We start from the raw sequence: 24,885 nt of genomic DNA on the forward strand, positions 1-24,885 counted from the left end.
AAAGCCACCTCAGTGATCGCTGAGATGGCTTTTTAATCACATAAATACTTATTTACTACAGCACCTAGGTTAATACTATTTTAATGCGGCTTAGCGTAGCTTCAACGTCATCAAACCAAGTATGACCAGTAAAATGGCAATAATCCAAAATCTGGCAACCACTTGCGTTTCTTTCCAGCCAATTTCTTCAAAGTGATGATGTAGCGGTGCCATACGAAAGACGCGTTTTTTGCGCAGTTTATAGGAGCCGACTTGCAGCATAACCGATAGCGCTTCGGCGACGAATAAACCACCCATAATGGCAAAAGCGATCTCTTGACGGGTCATGACGGCAATCGTACCTAACATCGCACCGAGGGCAAGCGCGCCCACATCACCCATAAAGACTTGCGCGGGATGCGCATTAAACCACAAGAAGCCAAGGCCAGCACCAATCATCGAGCCACAGACAATAATTACTTCAGAGTTATAAGCAATATAAGGCACATGCAAATAATCGGCAAAGCGTACGTCACCCGAGACGTAGGCCATCGCGCCCAAACCAGCCGCGACTAAAACGACGGGCAAAATTGCCAAACCATCTAAGCCATCGGTCAAGTTGACAGCATTGGAAGAACCGTTAATCACAAAGTAAGTAAAGATAATAAAACCAATGCCGAAAGGCACGGCTGAGAACGGAATCATCCAGTCTTTAAAAATGGGTATTAATAAATCTTGCATCTCGCGGGTGGTGGCCATATCCGGTTGCAAGGTGGCGATATAATATAACGAAATACCGACGAATAACGCCCCCATAGACAGCCAAAAGTATTTTTTGCGAGCAATCAAACCTTTGGGGTTTTTATATTTAATTTTGAGCCAATCATCCGCCCAACCGACCGCGCCAAATATGATCATTACGATCAGCAAAATCCACACATAAGGATTGTTGAGGCGTGCCCAGAGTAAAGTCGATACCCCGATGGCGCTCAAAATCAACACCCCGCCCATGGTCGGCGTACCAGTCTTAGCCAAATGCGACTGCGGGCCATCATTACGAATGGCCTGACCGTACTTTAGTGATCGCAAATGCCGAATAACCGGTCCGCCAAAGAACATACTAAATGCGAGTGCCGTAACCACCGCAAGTAGCGCTCGTAGCGTCAACGAAGAAACCGCAGAAAACGGTGAGTAATACTGGCCAAGCCAGCCAAACAACCAAACTAACACCGCCTACTCCTCTACTAGCGCATGAATAAGTGTTTCCATCTGCATGGAACGAGAGCCTTTGAACAACACCGTACAAGGCTGAGCTTGTTGCGCTTGCAAGTAAGACTGTAAATACTGCAGTAAACTATCTTTATCAGCGAACGCATGCGCGCTAATCTCAGAAATCTCTTGTGCCCCAGCCACGGTGTAAGGCGCGTACTCGCCAACACACAGAAGTACATTAATACCCGTGGTTGCGATGGTACGACCCAAGCTTTGGTGTTCGCTCACCGCAGCATCGCCAAGCTCACCAATATCTCCTAACACCATCACCTGTGTACCGGTTTGCGCCGCCAATACTTTGGCAGCCGCGCGCACCGAATGTGGGTTGGCATTGTAAGTATCATCAATCAGGCGATGCATACCGAGTAGCTGACTGTTCAAGCGCCCTTTAGCGGGACGTGCGTTCTCAAGCCCGATCACAATATCATTCACGTCGATATTCAAAGCATGAGCACAAGCCGCCGCCGCCAACGCATTATTAACATTATGCTCACCTGCTAGTGGCAAGCTAATATCATGGACTTGGTTGCCAATATGCAGCTTAAATTCACTGCGTTCAGGCTCGACATCTAAGTGACTGGCGCTGACATCGGTATTACCAAAGCCGATGACATGTGAGGTATGCTTTTCAGCAATACGGCGTAATTGATTGGTAAAGTCATCTTTATCAGGAACGATCGCAAATTGCGTGTCACCCAAAGTATGATAAATCTCTGCTTTGGTCTGGCAAATCCCTTCGCGGCTACCAAATTCACCCAGATGGGCGGTACCGATGTTCAAAATACAAGCCACGTCCGGACGGACAATTTCAGTGGTATAAGCAATTTCACCAATATGATTGGCACCCAACTCTAAGATGGCATAGCGATGGTGATCAGATAATTCGAGCAGCATCATCGGTACACCCAAATCGTTATTGAGATTGCCACGAGTGATGAGCGTCGGTGCTAATCTGCCGAAGATACTTCCAAGCATCTCTTTACAAGTGGTCTTACCGCTGGAGCCTGTAATGGCAATCACGGTCAAATCTTGATGCTGCTGACGACGATAGGCGGCTAATTGCCCTAGCGCTAAGCGAGTATCCTTGACAACTAACTGCGGAATATTGGTAGAGATAGGTCGTGAGACGATAGCGGCAACTGCGCCCTGTGAGGCAGCCATATTGATATAATCGTGACCATCAAAATTATCACCCGTTAAGGCTAAAAATATATCACCGGTTTTTATCGTGCGCGTGTCAGTGGCAATACGGTTGCTAGTAATGCCGTTACTTATCTCTGCTTGTTCTTCATTTAACTGTCCTGCATCTAACTGCCAGTGACCATCAATAGCGGTGGTGGCTGCTAGCAAGTTATCTGCTTGCCAGACATACAGCCCTTGCGACTGTATGGTGTTATCGTTGTCGGCTGTCATAGTAGTGATTACCTTATATGATGATTACGTATTTCTTATAACTAGGGTCTGTTGAACATTCAAATATTAGGACTGCTGATCGCTAAAATCACCTCAAACCTTTTACCAAATCAGGCGTAAACCGACGATAATGTCGAGACCTTAGCTAGGTTTACAACAACGTTTGAGGTAATTTTAGCATCAGCCTTTCAGGGCAGGGCTATTTTTCGCCAATACATGGCGAAATTGTCTAACCTAGAATGACTAGGCATCAAAAATTTCACTGCGTATTGTCTAAAAAATAGCCACTGCCAGTGCCACATTTGAATGTTCAACAGACCCTGCATGTTAAAACTTATAAATATTATTAAAAAAATTAGTGGTGCTAAAAATTATTGATGCTAAACATTTAGACAGCACTCTTTTATACGCGCCCAGCGTGCTCTAGGGCATGTTGTAAAATAACACTGTCGTCAAAATCATAACGGACATTATTGATTTCTTGATAAGTCTCATGACCCTTGCCAGCGATGACCACAATATCATCGGCAGCCGCTTGATTGACGGCATATTCAATCGCTGTTTGCCGTGCTGGTTCGATATGGGTACGCTGATATTGCTCCGCACTCATGCCTGCTTGCATATCTTGCAAGATCACTTGTGGGTCTTCGGTGCGTGGGTTATCTGCTGTTAGAATCACTTGATCCGCACCTGCCAGCCCTGCTTGCGCCATCAATGGGCGCTTGCCTGCATCACGGTCGCCACCGCAACCAAACACTGCCCATAGCTGACCTTTGCAATGGGTTTTTAGACTGGCTAACACCTGACTTAAAGCATCAGGCGTATGCGCATAATCAACGATAAAGCAGCCATCATTAGAGGGCACACGTTGCATACGACCAACAGCACCTTGTAGCTGTGGCACGACTGGCGCAATACGCTCAATACCTACATTTGACTTAGCACCAATCGCCACTGCTGCTGCCATAGCGGCAAGCAAATTCGCCACGTTAAAACGTCCAAGTAATGGACTAACGATATCTAAATTATTAATTTTCCCATCGCCGAAATCTGTATGCAGGCTAATCTCGACACCTTGTAAGCTGGGCTTGATTTTAGCGGCGACAAAAGTAGCCGTTTTTGAAGCATCCAAACTATAGGTCCAAACCGTCAATTCGCTGGCATGGGCCGTATCCAACATAACCTGCGCATGCTCATCATCGATATTGATAATAGCGTGGGTCAAATCCGGAAAATGGGCTTTATCAAACAATCTGGCTTTGGCCGCTGCGTACTCTGCCATATCAGCATGATAATCCAAATGATCGCGGCTTAGGTTGGTATAAATCGCCACCGACACAGGCATACCCTGCAAACGCTGCTGATCTAAACCATGTGAGCTGGCTTCCAATGCCAATAGCTCGGCGTTTTCTGACCCCATTTGATATAAGAACTGCTGGACGGCTAGCGCATCGCCAGTGGTATGGCTGGCTTGCACCAAGGCACCCAATCTACCGTTACCCGCTGTACCCATGACGGCACTACTCATGCCAGTCAACTGGGTTAATTGCGCCACCAGTTGACTGATGGTGGTTTTGCCATTGGTACCTGTCACCGCCACCACTGCTGGTAGTGTCACTGGCTGCTGATACTGCAAACGCGCTTGGATTAAGTCACCTAAAAAGTCACGGATGTTGGGCACATATAAAACAGGGCAAGGCAAGGAGTCTAATTGCTGCTGCACTATAGATTGTGAGTCATCCGTGCTTAGAGCAATATTGGCATGTGGTGGCACATTAGCCGTGGCAAGCAAAGCAATCGGATCGATTTCTGATAGGATAAAAGCCGCATTTTTAGCGGCTTGATAAAGGTAATCACGACTTTTTTGGCAGTTTGGCGTATGGCTCTTTAGTAGTACAAACACATCGTTTGGCGCTACCTGACGGCTGTCCAAACGAAACCGCTGAAACGGTACGTTGGCAACTGTATTTAGTTGAGCGGAAGCTGCCTGATTTGTTGATGTTTGAGTGGCTAGTACTTGAGCTGATGCTGCTATCATCGCCGATAATGCCTGCGCTAGGCGATGGTCATTACGGTTGCTAGCATCCATAAGCTGTTGCAAGTTAACCGTAGCACTGGTTGGCGATGAAGTGAGCATAGTCATTGGCAAATCCTAAACAGTTAAAACAAATCAGATCATTAGTAGCTGGATACTCAAAAATCCATATCCATGCCTACTGGGCTTCAGTTTTTAAGGGCTTATCTAATGGCACATTATAGAGGCGTAGCGCTTCTTTCATGACGTTATGGAATACGGGTGCTGCGGTCAGACCAGCATAATGAAGCCCTCGAGGGTCTTCTACTAAGATGACACCGACCAGTCTTGGGTTTGATGCTGGCGCCATGCCAGCAAAGACGTTGCGATATTGGTCAGTATAATAACCGCCTTTTGGGTTGATACGGCGCGACGTACCCGTCTTACCCGCTACTCGATAACCGTCAATCGCCGCTGCTTTGGCGGTACCACCTTCTTCGGTAACGCTCTCTAACATCTGTACAATCGACATGGCTTGTTCGTGCGCCATGATGCGTTTGCTTGGCTGCACTTTGTCACTCTTAACCAAGGTCAAAGGATGCATGACCCCGCCTGCTGCCAATGCCGAATAAGCCTGTGCCACCTGCGCTACAGTCGCCTCCATACCATAACCATAACTGATCGTTGCACGACGTGAGGTCTCTTTTTCTTCCGGTGTAACCACAAGCCCACTACCTTCCGCTGGGAACTTTAACGGTGTCTTTGAACCAAAGCCAAATTGCTTTTGCATATTGGTAATAGCATCAGCGGGCAAAGATAAGGCAATCTTGGTCGAGGCCACGTTACTTGATTTTTGTAGGAGTGTGGCAAGATTGATGGTGCCCAAATTATTATGGTCACGAATGGTATAACCACGCACACGAATTGAACCCGGATTGGTATCAATTAAAGTAGTCGATGTGTATTTGCCCGAATCTAGCGCGGCAGCAACGGTAAATGGCTTCATGACTGAACCCGGTTCAAATACATCAAGGAGCGCACGGTTACGCTGGTTTTCACCAGTCATCTCATTTAGATTATTTGAGTTAAATGATGGCCATGTCGACAATGCCAATACTTCACCAGTCTGCACATCAACGACCATGCCAGTTGACCAGCGGGCTTGTTGCAAGCGCCCTACTTTCTCTAGCTCTTTATAAAGCAAATACTGTAAACGTGAATCAATCGTCAACGCCACGTCTTTGCCAGGTATTTCTGGCTCAACCTGTTTGATTTCTTTTAGGCTGTTTTGTTTGGCGTCTTTAAGTACCAACACCTTACCATCATCACCCGCCAGATCTTTTTCAAATTGGCGCTCGATACCAGCGCGTCCCTCATAGCCACCTTCAGGATCGTTGGCATTTTGCCCCATAAAACCCAACAGCTGAGAGTTCGGTTGGGGCTGCGGATAATAACGCTGAAAGAAGTTTTTTTCGTACACACCAGGGAAATCAAGCGAGCTGACGCCTTGAGCTATTTCAGGTGTCACTTTATTAAGTAGTGGCAAATAATGCGAGCCTGCGCCCGACGGTAGTGCTGCTTTTACCGCCGCTTCATCGGTCACATCAATACTATCGTCGACAGCGGTGACCTTTTTTAATTCACTGACCGGAATATTTGCTGCCGCTGCCAGTCGAGTCAGATCCATATTATCCAGTCGCTTTTGCATGCGTGCTTGTAGCTGTGGACTATTAGGATTGGTGATTTTAATGCGTTTGAGCTCGTAGTATTCACGCGAATAGTCATGCGGACTAAAAGAGACAGTCGCAAGCGGTGCACTAACGGCTAAGGGTAGATTATTGCGATCGGTAATCATACCGCGGTAGGACTTTTGCGTCCGTACGCTGGTGATGAGCTCGTTACCTTTATCTTGATAAAATTGTGCGTTGGCCACTTGGATATAATAGGCACGTCCTATCAGTAGCGCCAGTACGACAAGCGCCATGCCCCAAACAGTACGGAATCGGTTTTTATCGTACTCAAAGCCGCCACGAGATGATGCACCAGTGGCCTTATTAAACACCATTTTTTTACGATTTTTGACACTGGTATACGCGCCTTGATCCTCATTTTTTTTGAGGCGACCAAAGAGTTTGGCTTTGCGATTGTCTGAGGACTTGCTGTCAGTTTGTCCTGATTTGGCCGCACTAGCAGGACGCAAAGGCTTGGTCACTTTACCGCTGGCAGGTTTTTTACTGGTATTTTTTGCGGTTGTTTTACCGCGATTGGTATTTGGCTTTTTATCACTCATTGTCCTGCCTCCGCAAGGTTGGCGTCGGTCACAGGAGCATCGGTTATAGGAGCGTCCGTTTCGATTACGTCTGAATCATTGACTCTAATCATCTCTGCGCTAGACGGCTGGGCTGGTGCCAATGCAACGGCAGCACCCGGCTGAATGATGAGCTTATCCGTGAGGGCTGGTGAAAACATGCCAAGCTCAGCAACAGCACGACTGGCTATTTGCGGGGTCGCACTAAAGGTTTGCTGTTCAATTAAGAGGCGCTGATGTTCAATTTTCAGCTTACGTTCTTGTTTTTTCATGTCTTGCAAGGTTCTATAGTCCTGATGATATTGCTGCACTTCCTCAGCGGTTTTGATACCGCTCCAGACGATGGCCGCTGCCAATAGCAATAATACGGCGACATAAATACTGACCACATTAAAGCGGCGCACGAATAGCTCGCCAACGTCAGTGGTATTGGCTGTAGCGGCGCGACGGTTTGCTGGTTTGTCAGATATTGCCATGACGATCTCAAAAAAGTAAACTTCAAATATAAAAGAGCAGCAACTGTCTGCAGGTAATAAAATCTCATCCCTGCTCAGTACCATCAAGAAAAATACAACCAAACATGCTGTGCAATGATAGCCATAAAAACCTGCCATGATTGACGTTTATTCTAAAACCAACTGTCATCTATGCTAAGAACTAATCGTCATCGCCAAATTAGCTCATATATAAACAAAAAAGTAACTGCTGAGCCTAGCAGATAATATTTACAGCTTTTTAACAGTTGCGTAAATATTAAGACATTTAGTCACATTCACTCACCAGAATACTAGGGTATGCCGTCGACAGGTTTTATTACTTTAGTGTTTGCTGATAATCGGTATCCGTACGTGTCGCTAATCGCAACCATGCACTACGCGAGCGTGGATTATGACTGACCTCAGCTTTGCTAGGGCCAACACGTTTGGGCTTGCTAAAATACCGTGGACGATTTGGCGGCATTGGCAGATTTTCGTCTTCTGGATATTGCCCTTTGCTATGACGCTGCAAAAACTGCTTAATGCGGCGATCTTCTAAAGAATGAAAGCTGATAACTGCCAACTGTCCGCCTGACTTTAATATAGGAATACTTTGTTCTAAAAAGTCATCAACATCGCCCAGCTCATTGTTAATAAAAATACGCATGGCTTGAAAGCTTTGCGTCGCTGGATGCTTGCCGCGCTGCCAATTAGGATGCGCCACTTTTATTACTTCTGCCAGCTCGAGCGTGGACTTGTAACTTTCCATCTGCTTAATCGCACGCGCAATACGGCGACTGTGACGCTCTTCACCAAACTCATAAAGCACATTGGCCAAGGTTTCATCGTCAACTTTTTCTAACCACTCAGCGACCGACTGGCCACGACTGGTATCCATACGCATGTCCACCGCACCGTCGCGCATAAAGCTAAAGCCACGGCTACCATCATCAATCTGCGGTGAGGAAATACCCAAATCCGCCATCAACCCATCAACTTGCATGATGCCCATGGCTGCCAGACTGTCCGTCAATGTCGCAAAGCTGTCATGAACCACTTTTACACGACTGTCGGTAGTTGCCAATTCGCGAGCAACGGCAATGGCGGTCGGGTCTTTATCAAAGACGATCAATGTTGCATCATCAGCAAGTTGACTCAATAGTAGCCTGCTATGACCACCGCGACCAAAGGTTGCGTCGACGTAGATGCCACTCATTTGCAAGCTATTTTGACGGTCACTGCTTTGTTCGTCACTGCCTGTTTGCTTGGGCAGTGCATTAACACCAAGCACAGCGGCGACGGCTTCTTGCAGTAAAACAGCATCGTGAACGAAACTTAATTCATCTGACACCTTATCGCCTTGATTAGGGTCTTGAACAGAAATGTCTTCCATAGCAGATGGGCTAAGCGCTGACTCAGGGCTATCAGTAGCAGCAGAAGGACTGGCGTTAACATTTGGCGTTAGCTTAGATTTAGATTTTGATAATGACACAAACAACTCAGTAGATGACGACCATAATGGCCAGTAATAGTAAAAAATCGGATGAAAATAAACAAGTTATACCTTGTCTAACATTATTATCGCAAGGATACGCTGGTAGTCAAGCGCTAGAAGGGCTTTTCATTAAAAATATCACATCTCTCTGTTATACTAGCGCTATATTTTACGCTATTTTTCAACATTGACGGCTATTGTTTCATCCGTATTTTTTCAAACTTTTGATTCATATTTGTCCTTACCCTCTTTCACTGCCTTATTTATTAACAACAACATTCTGAGATTCCTATGACGCAAACATCGACCCAAAAACCAACCCAAGCATCAACACGCCCTGTGCGCACTCGTATCGCACCCTCACCAACTGGCTTTCCTCACGTAGGCACCGCTTATATTGCGCTATTTAATTTGGCTTTTGCTAAAGCCCATGGCGGCGAATTTATTTTACGTATTGAAGACACCGATCAGACGCGCTCAACTGAGCAATCAGAGCAAATGATTTTGGACGCCTTACGTTGGGTAGGACTTGATTGGGCAGAAGGCCCAGATATTGGCGGCCCACACGCCCCTTATCGTCAGAGCGAGCGCAGCGATATCTACAAAAAACACGCCGAGATACTCATAGAAAAAGACCATGCGTTCCGCTGTTTTTGTACCAGTGAAGAGTTAGACGCTATGCGTGCTGAGCAAATGGCCAATGGCGAAACCCCACGTTATGATGGTCGCTGCGCTCATCTTGCTCCAGAAAAAACTGAGCAACTGGTAAGCGAGGGCAAGCCGCACGTGATTCGTATGCGCGTACCGACTGAAGGCATCTGTCAGGTACATGACATGCTACGTGGCACCGTTGAGATTCCTTGGACTCAAGTCGATATGCAAGTACTGCTAAAAACAGACGGCATGCCAACATATCATTTAGCCAACGTCGTTGATGACCACTTGATGGAAATCACTCATGTGATGCGCGGTGAAGAGTGGTTGAACTCTGCGCCTAAGCATCAACTGCTATATGATTATTTTGGTTGGGAAATGCCAACGCTTTGCCACATGCCGCTACTGCGTAACCCTGATAAATCAAAACTGTCTAAACGTAAAAACCCAACCTCTATCACCTACTATCGTGATGCAGGCGTGCTACCTGAAGCATTGCTAAACTATCTCGGTCGTATGGGCTACTCAATGCCTGATGAAGCAGAACAATTTACCTTAGAAGAAATGATTGCCAGCTTTGACATTCAGCGTGTGTCACTTGGCGGCCCTATCTTTGATATCGAAAAGCTCAACTGGCTCAATGCTGAATGGCTACGCGCACTCACGCCAGAAGAGCTAAAAAATAAAATCCTTGAATGGGCAAGCAACAGTGACAAGCTAACCGCTATCGCAGCGGCGATTCAACCACGTATCGAGCTATTGTCTGATGCGGTTAATTGGGGTGGTTTCTACTTCCAAAACCTACCTGACATCAATGCTGAGAGCTTCACTCATAAATCACTCACCCCTGAGCAAATCATGGAGATGCTTCAACTGTCATTATGGCAGCTAGAAGTATTGCCTACTTGGTCAGAAGAAAACATCTATGCTACGCTAAAAGGGCTGGCTGCACATCTTGATACTAAGATGCGTGACTTTATGGCGCCGTTCTTTATCGCTATCGCTGGTAGCACCTCATCGACACCAGTTATGAACTCTATGGCGATTATCGGTGCTGATATGACGCTGACACGCTTGCGTCATGCCGTTGACGTGCTGGGCGGCTTAGGTAAAAAGAAACTCAAAAAACTAGAGAAACAAGCAGCAGAATTGCCAGACTTTTTGGCTGTTGAATAGCTTAGCTACTGAGTAATAAATTAGCTGAAATTTTTGGATTTGAAAGGGTCAGGCCAGTTCTGACCCTTTTTCATTCTTAGTCAGTATTACTATAGTCGTTACTAAATGAAATGGATACACGACATTATGATGCGTGACTGGTACAAATTTTTCTTGCTTGCTGTGCCTAAGCAGACAAAGGCTACAAAAAATTCATATCCGTCACGCTGTCTCTTTTTTATATTGACCTGACTATACCCTTCTACTGTCAAACCTCTTAACTGGAAATAAACATGGCCGCCAAAACCGTCACGATAGAAAGCAAAGATTATGTCTTTAACACGCTCAAAGAAGCGCAGAAATACTATGATGCCATCGTAAAAGAGCTTTATGATGCAAAACTTACCCTGACAAAGGGTCAAGATTTTGAAGATTTGAAGTGGATATACACCACTTACTGTGGTTATACCAATCATAATGTCGATCAATTAAAAGAATCTGACATCGTTGGCTTTAAAGGAATCAGCACAGTACAACAAAAAGGCGGGCAATATATCCCCACAGAATGTGCTGCTATTGTTTTTTCAGATAGCACCGAAGCAGAATTCTTTACCGATAAAGCCATTAAAGAGATTGCTAGTCAGCAAAATCCACGCTAATTTGGGCTTGTTAAGCAGCTAAAATCGCTTTAACCACGTTTTTTCGCATATTTATGCATTATTTTTAAAATAGTGGTTGACAAGAAGGCTGCTGTTACCTAAAATACGCACACTCTTAGCGAGGGGCTATAGCTCAGTTGGTAGAGCACTTGCATGGCATGCAAGGGGTCAACGGTTCGACTCCGTTTAGCTCCACCATACTATTTAAGACAAAGCTCAGTTTACTGACACTTTAGAATAAATACTCGCTAGTAGGACGATATCAGCACCTAGGCAAGGCTTTCTCTATTATTAATAGATAAGCGCTCTGATATTGTGAAGTACCGTTGTAACCACTGGTTATAACACTCTATGCGTCCCCATCGTCTAGAGGCCTAGGACACCGCCCTTTCACGGCGGTAACGGGGGTTCGAATCCCCCTGGGGACGCCACTATACGGCGTCACTTATTAGCACTTTTGCTTAGCACCTTTAAGCATCAGGTTAGACTAATAAGCGAACAATGAAAAATCCCAGTCATCATACGGTGACTGGGATTTTTTATGTCTATAATTTTTATAATAGCTTATTGCGACTCACCTCTCAATCACCATTTAAGACTTTATCGGACAAACTTCTAGCCTGTCCGATAAAATCGTTTACGACTTGACCAAGCCTTTTAACGACAAGTTTAATGATAGATAAGTGCCAAACAAAATCACGACTGAGCCAATGATAGCGCCGATATCCAGTGCCTCGCCAAGCAGGACATAACCAAAAAATATCGCAAAAATGGGAATAACCAGCGTAATACTGGTTGCACGCATGGGGCCAATATTTTTGATCAACTGGTTCATAAAGATAAGCGCAATGGCGGTCGAAAACACCCCAATACAAATCACCGATACCCAAGCTTGCAGGCTAATGCTTGCGCCATAAGGGAATTTATATACAGCAATTGGCATCATTACCACGCTTGCGATGATTAGTGAGCCTGCCGTAATAGCAATCGGTGAGATGTCGTAAAGATAGTTCCTAGTGATGTTTGCCCCTATCGCATAGCCAACACAGGCAAATAGCGCATAACCCATCGGTAACAACGCTGAGCCTAAATCCGTCCCCAAGCCCTGCCCTTGCGCACCAAACAAGTTCTCACTCATCAAAATAATCACCCCAACAAGGCCAATCACCAACCCTAGCGTTTGGCGCTTAGTCAGTCTTTCTTTAAAAAACGTGCTGGCAATAAAACCGCTCATCATTGGCACAGAAGCATTGAGCACTGCCAGTACCCCAGCGTTTACGGTCTGCGCTGAAAAGGAAAATAGCACAAAGGGAATCGCAGCGGAGAACAAACCAACGACGGTCAGCATTTTGTAGCTTTCTTTAATACCTTTGCGATTTTTTGCGCTGATTAACACAAAAATAAGCATGGTTAAGCCAGCAAATACCACGCGTAAGCTAGCAAATGCCAACGAGCCAAACTCAGGGACACCCACCCGATAAAATATAAATGAGAGCGACCACATAAAGGAAAGTGCAAAAAAGGTAATAAGGTCGCGTCTGGTCATGGTGTACTCAATTTGGCTGGCTATTTATTTAGCGGTGTTAAATGGGTTGGTTAAGTCATAAAAAATATTGTGATCATAACGTTTTAATGGCTTTAGAGATGCTGTTTTTATGTGTTTTTGCAGGATAGATATCAAGAAATAAGTAAGACTTCTTGAGTTTTGGCAAGACGAAAATTTGAATGTAGCGCAGGTTTGTAATGATTGAGATAACTTGGTTTGAGTAAGATTGATTTGAACAAGGTTAATTTTATGGATGTCGGGCGTGATAGGATTTGATAACAGATGGGTGTTCTTGCTAATTAAACTTAAGCTCACTACTATCTATCCTATAAAAACTTATAAAATATATAAACACTCTATAACGTAGGGATTTCTAGGGCTATCACAGGAAATATTTGGCTATGTTCGGTATTGAAAATTATCTAGGATTCATTTTGGCGGCTATTCTGTTAAACCTAACACCCGGCACCGATAGCATGTACATCATTACCCGTAGTATGGCGCAAGGGCAAACAGCAGGGTTTTATTCGGTGTTGGGCATCACCTCAGGTATTTTGGTGCACACGTTATTGGCGTCGCTCGGGTTATCAGTATTGCTTGCCAACTCTCCTACGGCATTTATGCTCGTCAAATATATTGGTGCCAGTTACTTGTGCTATTTAGGCTTTAAGATGCTAACGAGCAAAAGCTCGAACTCAATAGCGAACAGTTTGTCCAAAGATCAGCACGTTACTAGCCAAAAGGATGTCGACGGCTGGAAAATCTATAAGCAAGGCGTATTAACCAATGTGTTTAATCCAAAAGTGGCCTTGTTCTTCTTGGCATTTTTCCCGCAGTTTATTGACTCCAGCTATGCTTATGGCATGCTATCATTTTTGATGTTAGGACTGACTTTTGCTGTGACTGGTTTTGTTTGGTGCTTGTGTTTGGCCTTATTAGCTGCACGATTTAGCGCACGCCTGCGGGAAAACCCCTCTATTGAAACGATGTTAAATAGAATCAGTGGTGTGGTGTTTATCGGGCTGGGAATTAGGCTGTTGACTGAGAAAGGTTGAAGCAATGGGAATAAACGGTAAAGGAAATAATAATGAACGATGACACTAAGCAGAAAATCACTTTACTACTTGAAGAGTTACTTAACACTACATGCTCAGAAGCAAGGCAAATAGAAATAAATCTTGAAGTAAATAAATTATCACCCGATCCACTTTGGAGTGATTATATATTCTGGAGTGAGGAGTATGTAAACGAAGATTTAAGTATAAATTACGAGGGATTTTTGGATAAAATTTCTGAGTATCCAAATTCTTATGAGTACAGAACAAAGAGTCGCATTTTAGAATTGGCTCAAAAGCTTATTATTAAAGATTTCTCTGAAATTAGTGAAGTTGACATAGTAAATGAAATCAATGAACTGTCTCCTGATATTAACTGGACGAATTATCTTTTTGTCGATAAGACTTGCTTGAACAATGACGGTAGCCTCGATAAAGAAACGTTCTTAAATAAAGTATTTAAGGAGAGCTGGAATGAGAACTTCAAATGATTCAATGAAATAGTTTCCAGATACTACAGTCAGTAAAAAGTAATATCGATACATCACGCACTGCTGATATCAATTTTTCTTGCTTGCTGTGCCTTTACAGACAGAGGCTACAAAAAACTGATATCAGCAGTATCGTAGCGTTTTTGGAATATTTTGACTATAGTTTCCTTTTTCCTCACCCAATAAAAAAGCCCAACCCCTATTTTACTGGGATCAGGCTTTTTGTCATGCTAAGTCTAACCTGTCATTAAGCAGCGTCTTTATTCTCAGCCGCCAATTGACGTAGTACATAGTGCAACACGCCGCCATGACGCACGTATTCGCGCTCTTTTGGCGTTTGTAGACCGACGTTAACCTCAAAGGTTTCTGCTGATCCATCAGCACGAGTAGCAGTGACTTTGGCGGTTTTGCTTTCACCATTATCGAGACCACTAATGCTGATCACTTCTGAACCATCAAGCTTATAAGTCTCAGCGTTTTCACCTTCTTTAAAGGTCAATGGCAACACGCCCATGCCGACTAGGTTTGAGCGGTGAATACGCTCAAACGAGCTGGTCAGTACCGCTTTTACGCCGAGCAAAATAGTACCTTTGGCTGCCCAATCACGGCTAGAGCCAGAACCATACTCCGCGCCGCCAAGGACGACTAAGGGACGCTTGTCTTCTTTATACTTCATCGCGGCATCATAAACGGCCATTTCTTCACCGTCTTGTAGCGTGGCGCTGTCGCCTTTGAAGTAATAGGTATAGCCGCCTTCTTTACCGCCCATCATCGTGTTCTTGATACGGATGTTAGCGAAAGTACCTCGAGTCATGACCGCATCATTACCACGGCGTGAGCCATAGCTGTTGAAGTCGGCTTGCATAACACCGCGCTCTTGCAAGTATTTGCCTGCTGGCGAGTCAGGATCGATATTACCAGCGGGTGAGATATGATCGGTCGTGATTGAATCACCGAACAGACCTAAGATGCGTGCGCCTTCGATATCACGGATACCGTCTGGCTCCATGGTCATACCATCAAAGAACGGTGGGTTCTTAATGTACGTCGAGCCTTCATCCCATGGATACAGCTGGCTATCGGCTGAGCTAATGGCGTTCCAAGCAGCACTACCATCAAACACTTCGCCGTAGTTTTTGCGGAACATTTCAGCGTCGATATTGTTGGCAATCAGCTCATTGATCTCTTCTGATGTTGGCCAGATATCTTTTAAGAACACATCATTGCCATCTTGATCCTGACCTAGCGGATGGGTAGTCATATCGATATCGACCGTACCAGCTAGTGCATAAGCGACAACCAATGGCGGTGACGCCAAGTAGCTTGCTTTCACATGCGAGTGGATACGACCTTCAAAGTTACGGTTACCAGACAGTACAGCCGCAGCGACCAAGTCATTTTCTTCAATACCTTTCTCGATAGATTCGAGCAGCGGGCCTGAGTTACCGATACAAGTCGTACAACCATAACCGACTAAGTAAAAGCCCGTTTTTTCTAGCTCATCCATCAGTTTGGTTTTTTCTAAATAGTCAGTCACGACTTTAGAACCAGGTGCTAGTGAGGTTTTTACCCAAGGCTTAGCCTTTAGGCCTTTAGCAGCGGCTTTTTTGGCTACCAAACCTGCACCAATCATCACCGCAGGGTTTGAGGTGTTGGTACAAGAGGTAATGGCGGCAATCACAACTGAGCCATCACGCAACTTGTGGTCTGTCTCATCAATTTTTACCGTAGAGAACACCCCATTGGCAGGCTGATATCCATCATTTTGATTATTATTGATCTTTGGCTGCGCTGCCAAGGCCTCGGCTTGCTCTTGCTCACCGCCTTCTTGGTCAAAGCGTACTTTACCATCGACTTCTGACTTGCGATCTTTGGTCATTTTTTCTAAGGTTTCGCCAAATTTTTCGTGCATATCAGATAAGTTGATACGCTGTTGTGGCAAGTTAGGACCAGCAAGCGCAGGCTGTACTGAGGACAAGTCTAAATGCAAGTTGCTTGAATAGGTCGCCGCTGGAGTGTCGGCATCGTGCCACATGCCTTGTGCTTTGGCATATTTTTCAACCAGCTCGATTTGCTCTTCGTCGCGGCCTGATAGACGCAGATAATCAATCGCCATTTGGTCAATTGGGAAAATACCACAAGTCGCGCCATATTCTGGCGACATATTGGCAATCGTCGCACGATCGGCGAGCGGCATACTGTGTAGGCCTTCACCGTAGAATTCGACAAACTTGCCAACCACGCCATGAGCACGCAGCATTTCAACCACACGCAATACCAAATCGGTTGCGGTGACGCCCTCGGTTAATTTACCCGCCATCTCAAAACCAACGACTTGTGGAATCAGCATCGATGATGGCTGACCAAGCATGGCAGCTTCTGCTTCAATACCGCCCACGCCCCAACCAAGCACGCCAATACCATTAATCATCGTGGTATGACTGTCAGTACCAAACACCGTATCAGGATAAGCGGTTAGCTCGCCATCTACGTCAGCGGCCATCACCACACGTGCTAAATACTCAAGGTTGACTTGATGAACAATACCAGTCGCTGGTGGTACAACAACGAAGTTTTCAAAGGCATTACGACCCCAATGCAAGAACTCATAGCGCTCATTATTACGCTTAAATTCGATCTTTTCGTTCAAATCTAGCGCGTCTTCGCGACCATAAGCATCGACTTGTACCGAGTGATCGACGACCAATTCACTAGGGATAAACGGGTTAATTTGCTCGGCTTTACCACCCAGCTCAACCACCGCATCACGCATGGCTGCCAAATCGACGACCGATGGCACACCAGTGAAATCCTGTAAGACGACGCGAGCAGGCATAAAGGCGATTTCTTTTGAAGCTTCAGCACCTGCGTCCCAATTGGCAACAGCTTCGATGTGGTTTTTACCCACAGATTGACCGTCGTCTTCATTACGCAGGAGATTTTCTAATACGACTTTCATGCAATATGGCAGTTTACTGATATTGCTATAAGTTTTGGTCAGCTCAGGCAGGCTGTAGTAGGCATGTTCCTTGCCATCGACCGACAGGGTGTCTTTTACGTCAAAGATATCACTCATGGTAGCTTCCTTATCTACTGGGTAGATTGTTATGAATTTATTGTTATAACTGGTGGCTAGATGGATTTGCTATGGTGGCTAGATGGATTTGCTATAAAGGTGTTCGTTTGAAAAAGGCTTAAATGAATTTTGTACTTTCATAGTTGGAATTTCGAAAAAAAATCATTAGACCTTGCATCGTTCATCACGACTCTCCTTTACCATAACAAATCTAGAGCGCTTTGTTAACGCCTAGACGTTGTCAAATCGTGGCACAATCGTAAACGCAACAGCAGCTTAGCGGTTTATAAATAAGGTGTTCAATGATTTTTCACTTTTTGCTTTTGCGGCGACCATGACGGAACACATAAGGGTCGTCATAAAAGCTCACATCGGCATTTTCTGCCCAAAAATGCGGCACGCCCAAAATAGGCAAAGGGGCAAGCTGACGCGGTGTGACGTTATCTTGTGACAACAATTTATCCATATATTGAGCAATTTTGCTGTCCAAATAGACCATGCGCGCAGACAACGATAAACTAAAAAAATCCTGCGAAACATCAATAACGATACTGTGCGCGCATAAAGGTTTGCGCGGTCGTATTAATTGCTCCAGCAGTGCATGACCAAAAATATAAACCGCAGTCTGAGACTGACGATTCAGTTGCTGTGGATTGTCCCAGCTATTACGTGACTCTACCAAACTTGCTTGCCAATTAAAATCAATCAGCGCCTCGCCAATAAATGGCTCAGACGTCACTAGCACTGCCCCATTTTCATCAAATACGGTGATGGTATCGCGGACGCGTCCTCTGCTAGCGCCAATTCCCTGATGGGCAATCTCCGCCATATGATAATAATTGAGCAGTGCTTTAGTCTTCGGAAAGGTCAGCCAAATGCTGCCGTTAAATAAGTCATGCAAGTTGTCACGCGTCGGGATATTGCCTGTCGTGGCGATAAAGCTCTCGTACGCTTCGCCTTCTGGCAATGCATGCTGTGAGACAAAGTTTAGCGTGTGTGCCTGATTATCTTGGGTAGGATTGGTGGTGGGTAGCTGGCTTTGCAAATGCTCACTTTGCTGGCTTAACGCTTCGTTTAAAACCTTAGCAATCACGTCAGGCCGACTCTTTGGTTTAGCTTCATTAGAGCCCTCAGCTTCATTAGAGCCTTCAGCATTATCAAGGCATTCAGCATTTGTCTCACTGAGCTGAGCGATGGCGTTACTGATATGGTCCAACTGGTGTAAATGAGTCAACCACGGCGCTTGCCAATCAATCTCAGCAAAGCTTTTATCAAGACTGCCGTCGCGTGTAAACAAGCTTTTAATAAGCATATCAGAATGGAGTGTGGTGGATAAATCAATGACGGTCATGGGGCGGATCTCTATTAGACGTAGGGCTTGTCTATGGTATCATAGAGCGCTTTTTTGCTGCGAGATAGGCAGCTTTAAGCACCCTTTTTAGCGATATTTTATGGCAAATCTTTATGGCAAATTTTAATACCCACCTAAATGTCGCATTCATGGCCAGTGGTACGCTCAGTTTGACGGTTTATAAAGCGGGATTAATTGATGATTCAGGGTTTTTGATGTGTGTGGCGCTCGGTACCATCGGTGGGCTGCTGCCTGATTTGGATTCTGATAATTCGACACCGATTAAGCTGGGTTTTAATATCACCTCGTTTATCTTTGCCTTTGGTCTGGTGATGCATTGGCGCAGTGATCTGAGCTTATTGGCGCTAATAGCATTATGGCTAGCTGGCTACGGTTTTATGCGTTACGTGGTTTTTCATATCTTTACCACCATGACCGTACATCGCGGCGTCATGCATTCTGTACCCTATATGGCGATACTGGGTCTGGGGCTAACCTACCTAAGCTACAGCGTGCTACAACTTCCACTGACGGCCAGCTGGTTTTACGGTTTGTTTTTATTCAGTGGCGCAATGGTACATTTGGCATTAGATGAGCTATATAGCGTTAATTTATCAAATATGAAAATGAAGCGCTCATCGGGTACGGCGATGAAGTTTTACCAGCATAAAGATAAATGGTGGTATCTGCTGCTGTATGTCATCCTTGCGCTCTTGATCTACTTTGCGCCACCTTTCGATGAATTTTGGCAGCAACTACGTGACCCAGCACCTTGGGCGAAACTTAAAATCGGTCTATGGCCAGAATTGATAAAAAACTGGCTGAATTAAAATTTATAAAACTGTTAAAAAATGAATAACAACTCGAGTAAATGATGTCGATTTCCCTACAAACCTGCCCTTGCCAAGTTAACCCATCATCAAACGTTATAAGCTCACCGCTACTTTATAAAGATTGCTGTCAGCCTTATCATGACAGTTTATTGAGCGAAGAAGCTGATAAGACAGATGGCGTAAAAGCGGACTCTGCTGAGCGTCTCATGCGGTCGCGTTATAGCGCCTTTGTATTGGTCAAGCCAGAATATATCGTTAAGACCTCGCTACCTGTACAGCAAAAATTGCTAGATATTCAGGCGATTGAGTCTTGGGCAAAAGAAACAGATTGGGCAGGATTAGAAATCGTAGCGCATACAGCAAAACTTGGTAAACGCCATGCGCAGGTTGAGTTTAAGGCTTATTTCAAGACAAATAAGGATTTGCAAGCACATCATGAGTTGTCTGCCTTTGTGAAGGTGACAGACAAAATCAATAATGATGAGCGTTGGTATTTTTTAGACCCGACGGTCGAGATGACTGTCAGCCAAAAGCAGCCGTGTATTTGCGGTTCTGGAGAGAAGTTTAAGAGGTGTTGTGGTGTTTATTTGGTTTAGCTTCTCTCTCATTTTTCAATATTTCTCTCTCAAATTACTAGCTTAGTTATAATTATTCATTTTATAAAAACCATATATATCAATACTTTAAAAAATTATCGCTCTTTCTCTCTCTCATTTAGGCTTTTTCTCTCTCAAACCTCTCTCAATTAAAATGCTTCTCTCACTTCATAACCCACTTAGAGTACCGACCCACTCCAACGTTTTCTATTTTTTCTGTTTTTCTAAGTTTCGTCAATAAATGACCTATTTTAGTGACTTTCTGTTTTTCATCGAGAACTTCACTAAGTGTTGGTATTAGCAAGCTATCGATATCAGGCCTTGTAGCACATTCGTATTTGTCTATATAGTCTAAAATAAGTTGCATATAAAAAGTATCATCTTGAATCCTATTACGTATGTATTTAGCTTTTTTATTAGTGGCTTCTGCCACTGATGATGATACATAGTAGTTAGGTCTTCGTCCTTCTATAAGGTTCTTCCGTTGTAACTCCTTAGCCATACTTTTAGAAATATTTTGACCCTTTTGAACTCTATCTAAAGCTATAATTTCCATTATTGATAAATCTGTATTTTTAATTAATAACTTGCTATATGCAGGGTCTACAACATCACCGTATATAATTAACTTAACAGCCTGAGGCATTGTCAAATCGTAATCAGGTAACGGCAGATAGCGCTTCGCCTGTTTCTCGTACATTTCATGGATTCCATAACCCATTGTGTCAATCATATTCAATTGAACCATAGCTTGGGCAAGCTTATAATTACGATACTTTTTTGGTCTTCTCTCTTCTGTTACATAATCCACAGGTTTACCTTCGAAAAAGCTTCCTTCACTTTCAAAGATTAAACGATCTATTTTTTCAGACACGATAATTCTAGAGTTTTTAGTGTAGTCCTGATGGGCTATACAGTTATGCAAAGCTTCTAAAACGACACGTTGATTATATTTATCGATTTCAACAGGAATGAGCTCATCATCAGGTAAAATTCGTATTTGGAAATTACGTATCTTCTGGTATAGCTGTGTTGATGTTAATAAAAAAGGTGGATAGAAGTGTTCGTAAGCTCTTTCTTCCGCTTCTAAGCTCCATACCATAGCCGCAGGGTGAGGTGAAAGAAATCTAGCTGACTCTGGTTTGCCAAGAAGTAAAAGCGTAGATCTAGTAATTTTGCCATTTTCAGTTAATCTAGCTCTGTTTAGAAAATCTAAATCATCTAGCTCAAGCACTGCTTGGCTTTCTAGCCTTTGATCCATTTTTCTAGCAAAACCTTGCTTTGCTTTATTTAATGCATCCGGATCTAGGTCATTTATAGTCGCTTCTGATACTATTTGTGCCGACCAATCTATCCATTTTTCTTGTTGATTAATCTCATTTAACTTGTCCAATCCTAGTGCTACTAAACTTTCACCAGCTCTAGCGTAGTAATGCCCGTTGTAAGATATTGGCGAACCTTTAGGTGCTGCTGGAATTTGAAACATAACAACACCCCCTTTAGGATGTTGCAATTCAAAAATATTTCTAAAGGTGATTGTTGGTTGCGTATCTTGAGAAATCTGCTGACTCACTGCTTGGATACGTTCAGAACTCTTAGCCTTGTAGTCTGTGCCAATGACTTGTCGGGTTTTATCATCAATACCAAATACTAGCCAGCCAAAACTTTGCCCTCGCAAATTAGCTTCGTTAGATATAGCTGAGAAATACTTCCCGATATCAGATAAAGAGAACTCTTTTTTACCGCGCTTAAATTCGACAACTTCATTTTCCCAACATTCAATAAGAGTATCGAGTAACTCTAAAAGCTCATCATGGTTCATATCATCCCCTAAACACTCGCTCCAACCGCTCGTGCCACCGCAATACCTTCCTCAATCGTCAAAAACTTACGCTGGCTTGGGCAGTCTTTAAACAGAATCTCGCCGTCTTGGAAGATGAGACATTCATTGACCGCCAGCTGTTGCCATTTTTCATTTTCAGTGAGTGGAACGGTCACTAAAATAGTGACTTTATCCTGATCCGTCGTCACATCACCAAAGTTAATTGCCAAGTCATCATCTGACAGTTTGGCTTCCCCAAAAGGTGCTTGGCGCGTGAGATAAAACAATAAGCTACCGGCATAAGCCAATTGCCATCGACCATTCGATATTAGACAATTAAATAGACCGTTGGCGGATAAATAACGACATTGAGTAGTCAAAAAATTAAACAGCGTTTGATCATCGGGACGCGACTTAAAGCTACTTTTTAGGCGATTAACTAAATAGCAAAATGCCATTTCAGAGTCAGTATTGCCTACTGGCTGGCAATGTGAGGCGTTACCGTTGTCTTGCAAGCGCTGACAGCGTTTGATAAATTCACTATTCATCTGTCCATTATGCGCAAACACCCACTGCTCGCCCCAAACTTCACGAACGAAAGGATGGGTATTCGCCAAGCAATTCTGCCCTTGAGTCGCTTTACGAATATGCGCAATGACGTTCATGGCTTTGATTGGATAGTTATTGACCAAATCAGCGACTGGTGACAGATGGCTTGGTCGGTTGTCATGGAACAAGCGCAGTCCCGTTGAGGCATTTGCCGACTCATCACGCTTAGAGCATTCACTACGCTCAAAAAACGCAATGCCAAAGCCATCTTCATGACTGTCCGTCATGCCGCCGCGCTTGCGAAAACCAGCAAAGCTAAAACCAATATCCGTCGGGGTATTACAGTTCATTCCTAGGAGTTGACACATTTATGCGTTACCACCTTTATTAAATTGGTTATCTGCTGCGTCATGATTGACCGGACTACCTGACACAATACCAAGTTCTATATCACTCATACTAGCCAACAAATCTGCTCCAGTACTATCATCGCTTTCAACACCATCTAGGATACGCTGGGCTTGTGCCAAATCCGTGTTTTCTACCCACAGGACGACACCAGAATTCATCCCTGGAATGGCACTTAGCGGTTGCAAGGACACGGTAATGCCATTGTTGCGCAGCAGATTGGCATGCAGCTCGCCTTGCATATTGGTGTCGTAGCGTGCCAGTTTGTGCCAGTTATCAACTTGATCGGTCATGGGGTCGCCTCTGAGGTTTTGGTACTAAAATTGGTACTAGAATAAATGCGTAAGCAATGTTTACGATAATTGATCTAGCGTATATTCTTTGATTGCAAACTCACTGCTATTGCTCAATTTTTCACGTGCTTGCTCGGCTTGCGTGATGTTGCTAAAGACACCGACTACTTGATTGTCTACTTTATTCCCCAAAAGCACAAATACTGTATTATTTTGCGGTTTTTCTACATGAGCCCAATGATAAGCAGCAAGGCGTTTCATCAAGTCAGGGTTTTTGACCATGATATTATCGCCCGTACGCCCTTCGGTACGGTTGTAATGGATAACATTCAAACGTAACAGCCAAAAAATAACGGCCGCTTTTGCCAGCATAACCGATAACGCACGTTTTTCATCGTTGCCAAGTGGACGTTTTGACTCATAGCCTTGTAAAAATGCCGCCATCTTATTGCGGTCAAAATTCACTGACTCGCCTTGCTCGGCATCGCCCCACGTGGTACAAAAATCATTAATCGTAATGGCAATATCCATCACATAATGCTCGACGCTGACCTCGGTAAAGTCTAACAGCCCCGTTAAGCGCTCTTCACCTTTTTGGCTATTATTTAACGACAAGTTCCATAAGGTATTATCAGCAAACATGTCTAAATGACACAAGCCTTTTGGCAAAGTGGCAAGCGGCAAATCTGTATAAGATTGCCAAATATCACTCATGAGCTTAGCTTCGTCACCGGGCATAAACTGTATTTCACGGTCACGAACTTCTGACCATGGGTATAAAGGTACGCCGTATTCCTCAGCAGGTTGCAACGCTTGCAAGGTCTCATGCAGCATCGCTAAGGCGGCACCGATTTCATGACACATCGCTTGCGTGGTTTGCTGTGGATGCGAGCCTGCCAAACATGGCACTAGGGTAATGGCTTTATCGTCGTAATGGATAACATAGCGTTTATCACCACTATTTTTATCACTGTCTAGTCCTTCATCATCAATCAATGCCAATGGCGCAGCGACCGGCAACTTACCGTCTAATTGATTGAGGATAACGGCCATTTTTTCGATATCTTCTGGTGGACGCTCTTCGAATAAGGTAAATACATAAGAGTGCGCCCCATCTACATCATCAGTTGTCTGAATAAACCAGTTAGAGTTTTTTATTCCTTGGGTAATCGGAATGGCGCGCGCGAACGAGACGCCAAAGCGTTGACAAAAGGCGGCAAACTGATCATTGGTTAACTGGGTATAGACGGACATGACATCTCACTTTTGGCAATTAAATAAAAAGTTAAATAGGATAGATTTAAACAGCAATGGCGACAATTGTAACGCGCCTGAGCAAACGATAGCGAAAAGCGTAATAATCTTGCGAAAATCTGCCTGATACAGCGGTGATTTTGCTAGACTAGCGCATTGAGAGAATTGATTATAAGGTGAAAGACC

The 24,885-nt window shown here is 44.3% G+C and carries 19 protein-coding genes and 2 tRNA genes; 8 read left to right on the forward strand and 13 right to left on the reverse strand.

Annotated features, from left to right (window positions below; translation table 11 throughout):
• Positions 1 to 90: 90 nt before the first annotated feature.
• The 6 genes from mraY to rsmH form a co-directional block, all read right to left on the reverse strand.
• Entirely contained in the window at positions 91 to 1,209 is a 1,119-nt protein-coding gene (gene mraY / locus J5X94_RS10780) for a phospho-N-acetylmuramoyl-pentapeptide-transferase (RefSeq protein WP_010198007.1), read from the reverse strand.
• A gap of 3 nt (positions 1,210 to 1,212) precedes the next feature.
• Entirely contained in the window at positions 1,213 to 2,664 is a 1,452-nt protein-coding gene (locus J5X94_RS10785) for a UDP-N-acetylmuramoyl-tripeptide--D-alanyl-D-alanine ligase (protein ID WP_210541254.1), read from the reverse strand.
• A 403-nt stretch (positions 2,665 to 3,067) separates the two neighbouring features.
• The gene (locus J5X94_RS10790) at positions 3,068 to 4,807 is read right to left on the reverse strand and encodes a UDP-N-acetylmuramoyl-L-alanyl-D-glutamate--2,6-diaminopimelate ligase (protein WP_210541255.1); all 1,740 of its coding nucleotides are present in this window, start codon (positions 4,805 to 4,807) and stop codon (positions 3,068 to 3,070) included.
• Positions 4,808 to 4,877: 70 nt separating this feature from the next.
• The gene (locus J5X94_RS10795) at positions 4,878 to 6,968 is read right to left on the reverse strand and encodes a peptidoglycan D,D-transpeptidase FtsI family protein (RefSeq protein ID WP_201589837.1); all 2,091 of its coding nucleotides are present in this window, start codon (positions 6,966 to 6,968) and stop codon (positions 4,878 to 4,880) included.
• A complete protein-coding gene (locus tag J5X94_RS10800) occupies positions 6,965 to 7,462 on the reverse strand; it encodes a cell division protein FtsL (RefSeq protein WP_189585860.1) in 498 nt (165 codons plus the stop codon). The genes J5X94_RS10795 and J5X94_RS10800 overlap by 4 nt, the downstream gene beginning before the upstream one ends.
• A gap of 337 nt (positions 7,463 to 7,799) precedes the next feature.
• On the reverse strand, positions 7,800 to 8,855 hold the full coding sequence (gene rsmH / locus J5X94_RS10805; RefSeq protein ID WP_210541288.1) for a 16S rRNA (cytosine(1402)-N(4))-methyltransferase RsmH: 1,056 nt from the start codon (positions 8,853 to 8,855) through the stop codon (positions 7,800 to 7,802).
• A 393-nt stretch (positions 8,856 to 9,248) separates the two neighbouring features.
• Here rsmH and gltX point away from each other — a divergent pair, with 393 nt between their 5' ends.
• The 4 genes from gltX to J5X94_RS10825 all read left to right on the forward strand — a co-directional run bounded on the left by gltX (position 9,249) and on the right by J5X94_RS10825 (position 11,856).
• Positions 9,249 to 10,787 (forward strand): glutamate--tRNA ligase, encoded by a 1,539-nt coding sequence (gene gltX, locus J5X94_RS10810; RefSeq protein WP_210541256.1) that lies wholly within the window; start codon positions 9,249 to 9,251, stop codon positions 10,785 to 10,787.
• Between the two features lie 272 nt (positions 10,788 to 11,059).
• On the forward strand, positions 11,060 to 11,425 hold the full coding sequence (locus J5X94_RS10815; protein WP_210541257.1) for a hypothetical protein: 366 nt from the start codon (positions 11,060 to 11,062) through the stop codon (positions 11,423 to 11,425).
• A gap of 122 nt (positions 11,426 to 11,547) precedes the next feature.
• Positions 11,548 to 11,623, forward strand: a tRNA-Ala gene (locus J5X94_RS10820).
• Between the two features lie 157 nt (positions 11,624 to 11,780).
• A tRNA-Glu gene (locus J5X94_RS10825) sits at positions 11,781 to 11,856 on the forward strand.
• 206 nt (positions 11,857 to 12,062) lie between these two features.
• Here J5X94_RS10825 and J5X94_RS10830 read toward each other — a convergent pair.
• Positions 12,063 to 12,971: a DMT family transporter gene (locus J5X94_RS10830; protein WP_194620957.1), complete on the reverse strand. Its 909-nt coding sequence runs from the start codon at positions 12,969 to 12,971 to the stop codon at positions 12,063 to 12,065.
• Positions 12,972 to 13,372: 401 nt separating this feature from the next.
• On the opposite strand from J5X94_RS10830, the gene J5X94_RS10835 reads away from it, so the two are divergent.
• Both J5X94_RS10835 and J5X94_RS10840 read left to right on the forward strand, forming a co-directional pair.
• On the forward strand, positions 13,373 to 14,026 hold the full coding sequence (locus tag J5X94_RS10835) for a LysE family translocator (protein ID WP_210541258.1): 654 nt from the start codon (positions 13,373 to 13,375) through the stop codon (positions 14,024 to 14,026).
• Positions 14,027 to 14,058: 32 nt separating this feature from the next.
• Entirely contained in the window at positions 14,059 to 14,517 is a 459-nt protein-coding gene (locus J5X94_RS10840; RefSeq protein ID WP_210541259.1) for a hypothetical protein, read from the forward strand.
• Positions 14,518 to 14,764: 247 nt separating this feature from the next.
• On the opposite strand, the gene acnA is transcribed toward J5X94_RS10840, so the two are convergent.
• Together acnA and J5X94_RS10850 are read right to left on the reverse strand one after the other, a co-directional pair.
• On the reverse strand, positions 14,765 to 17,593 hold the full coding sequence (acnA, locus tag J5X94_RS10845) for an aconitate hydratase AcnA (protein WP_210541260.1): 2,829 nt from the start codon (positions 17,591 to 17,593) through the stop codon (positions 14,765 to 14,767).
• Between the two features lie 310 nt (positions 17,594 to 17,903).
• Positions 17,904 to 18,944, reverse strand: coding sequence for a DUF3025 domain-containing protein (locus tag J5X94_RS10850; protein ID WP_210541261.1), 1,041 nt, complete (start codon positions 18,942 to 18,944; stop codon positions 17,904 to 17,906).
• 113 nt (positions 18,945 to 19,057) lie between these two features.
• Between J5X94_RS10850 and J5X94_RS10855 the strand changes: the two genes are divergently transcribed.
• On the forward strand, positions 19,058 to 19,774 hold the full coding sequence (locus J5X94_RS10855) for a metal-dependent hydrolase (RefSeq protein WP_189585836.1): 717 nt from the start codon (positions 19,058 to 19,060) through the stop codon (positions 19,772 to 19,774).
• Between the two features lie 44 nt (positions 19,775 to 19,818).
• Positions 19,819 to 20,373 (forward strand): YchJ family protein, encoded by a 555-nt coding sequence (locus tag J5X94_RS10860; protein ID WP_194620962.1) that lies wholly within the window; start codon positions 19,819 to 19,821, stop codon positions 20,371 to 20,373.
• Positions 20,374 to 20,536: 163 nt separating this feature from the next.
• Here J5X94_RS10860 and J5X94_RS10865 read toward each other — a convergent pair whose 3' ends face one another.
• The 4 genes from J5X94_RS10865 to J5X94_RS10880 are packed head-to-tail and all read right to left on the reverse strand — an operon-like array spanning position 20,537 to position 24,699.
• Positions 20,537 to 22,195 (reverse strand): RNA-binding domain-containing protein, encoded by a 1,659-nt coding sequence (locus J5X94_RS10865; RefSeq protein WP_194620963.1) that lies wholly within the window; start codon positions 22,193 to 22,195, stop codon positions 20,537 to 20,539.
• Between the two features lie 8 nt (positions 22,196 to 22,203).
• A complete protein-coding gene (locus J5X94_RS10870; RefSeq protein WP_210541262.1) occupies positions 22,204 to 23,112 on the reverse strand; it encodes a class II glutamine amidotransferase in 909 nt (302 codons plus the stop codon).
• A complete protein-coding gene (locus J5X94_RS13925) occupies positions 23,113 to 23,445 on the reverse strand; it encodes a hypothetical protein (RefSeq protein WP_228293233.1) in 333 nt (110 codons plus the stop codon).
• A 60-nt stretch (positions 23,446 to 23,505) separates the two neighbouring features.
• Positions 23,506 to 24,699 carry a homoserine kinase gene (locus J5X94_RS10880; protein WP_210541263.1) on the reverse strand — a complete coding sequence of 398 codons (1,194 nt, stop codon included), beginning with the start codon at positions 24,697 to 24,699 and terminating at the stop codon, positions 23,506 to 23,508.
• Positions 24,700 to 24,885: the final 186 nt, after the last annotated feature.

Source organism: Psychrobacter sp. K31L, assembly GCF_017942195.1.
In the GTDB taxonomy this organism is placed as follows: Bacteria; Pseudomonadota; Gammaproteobacteria; order Pseudomonadales; family Moraxellaceae; genus Psychrobacter; species Psychrobacter glaciei.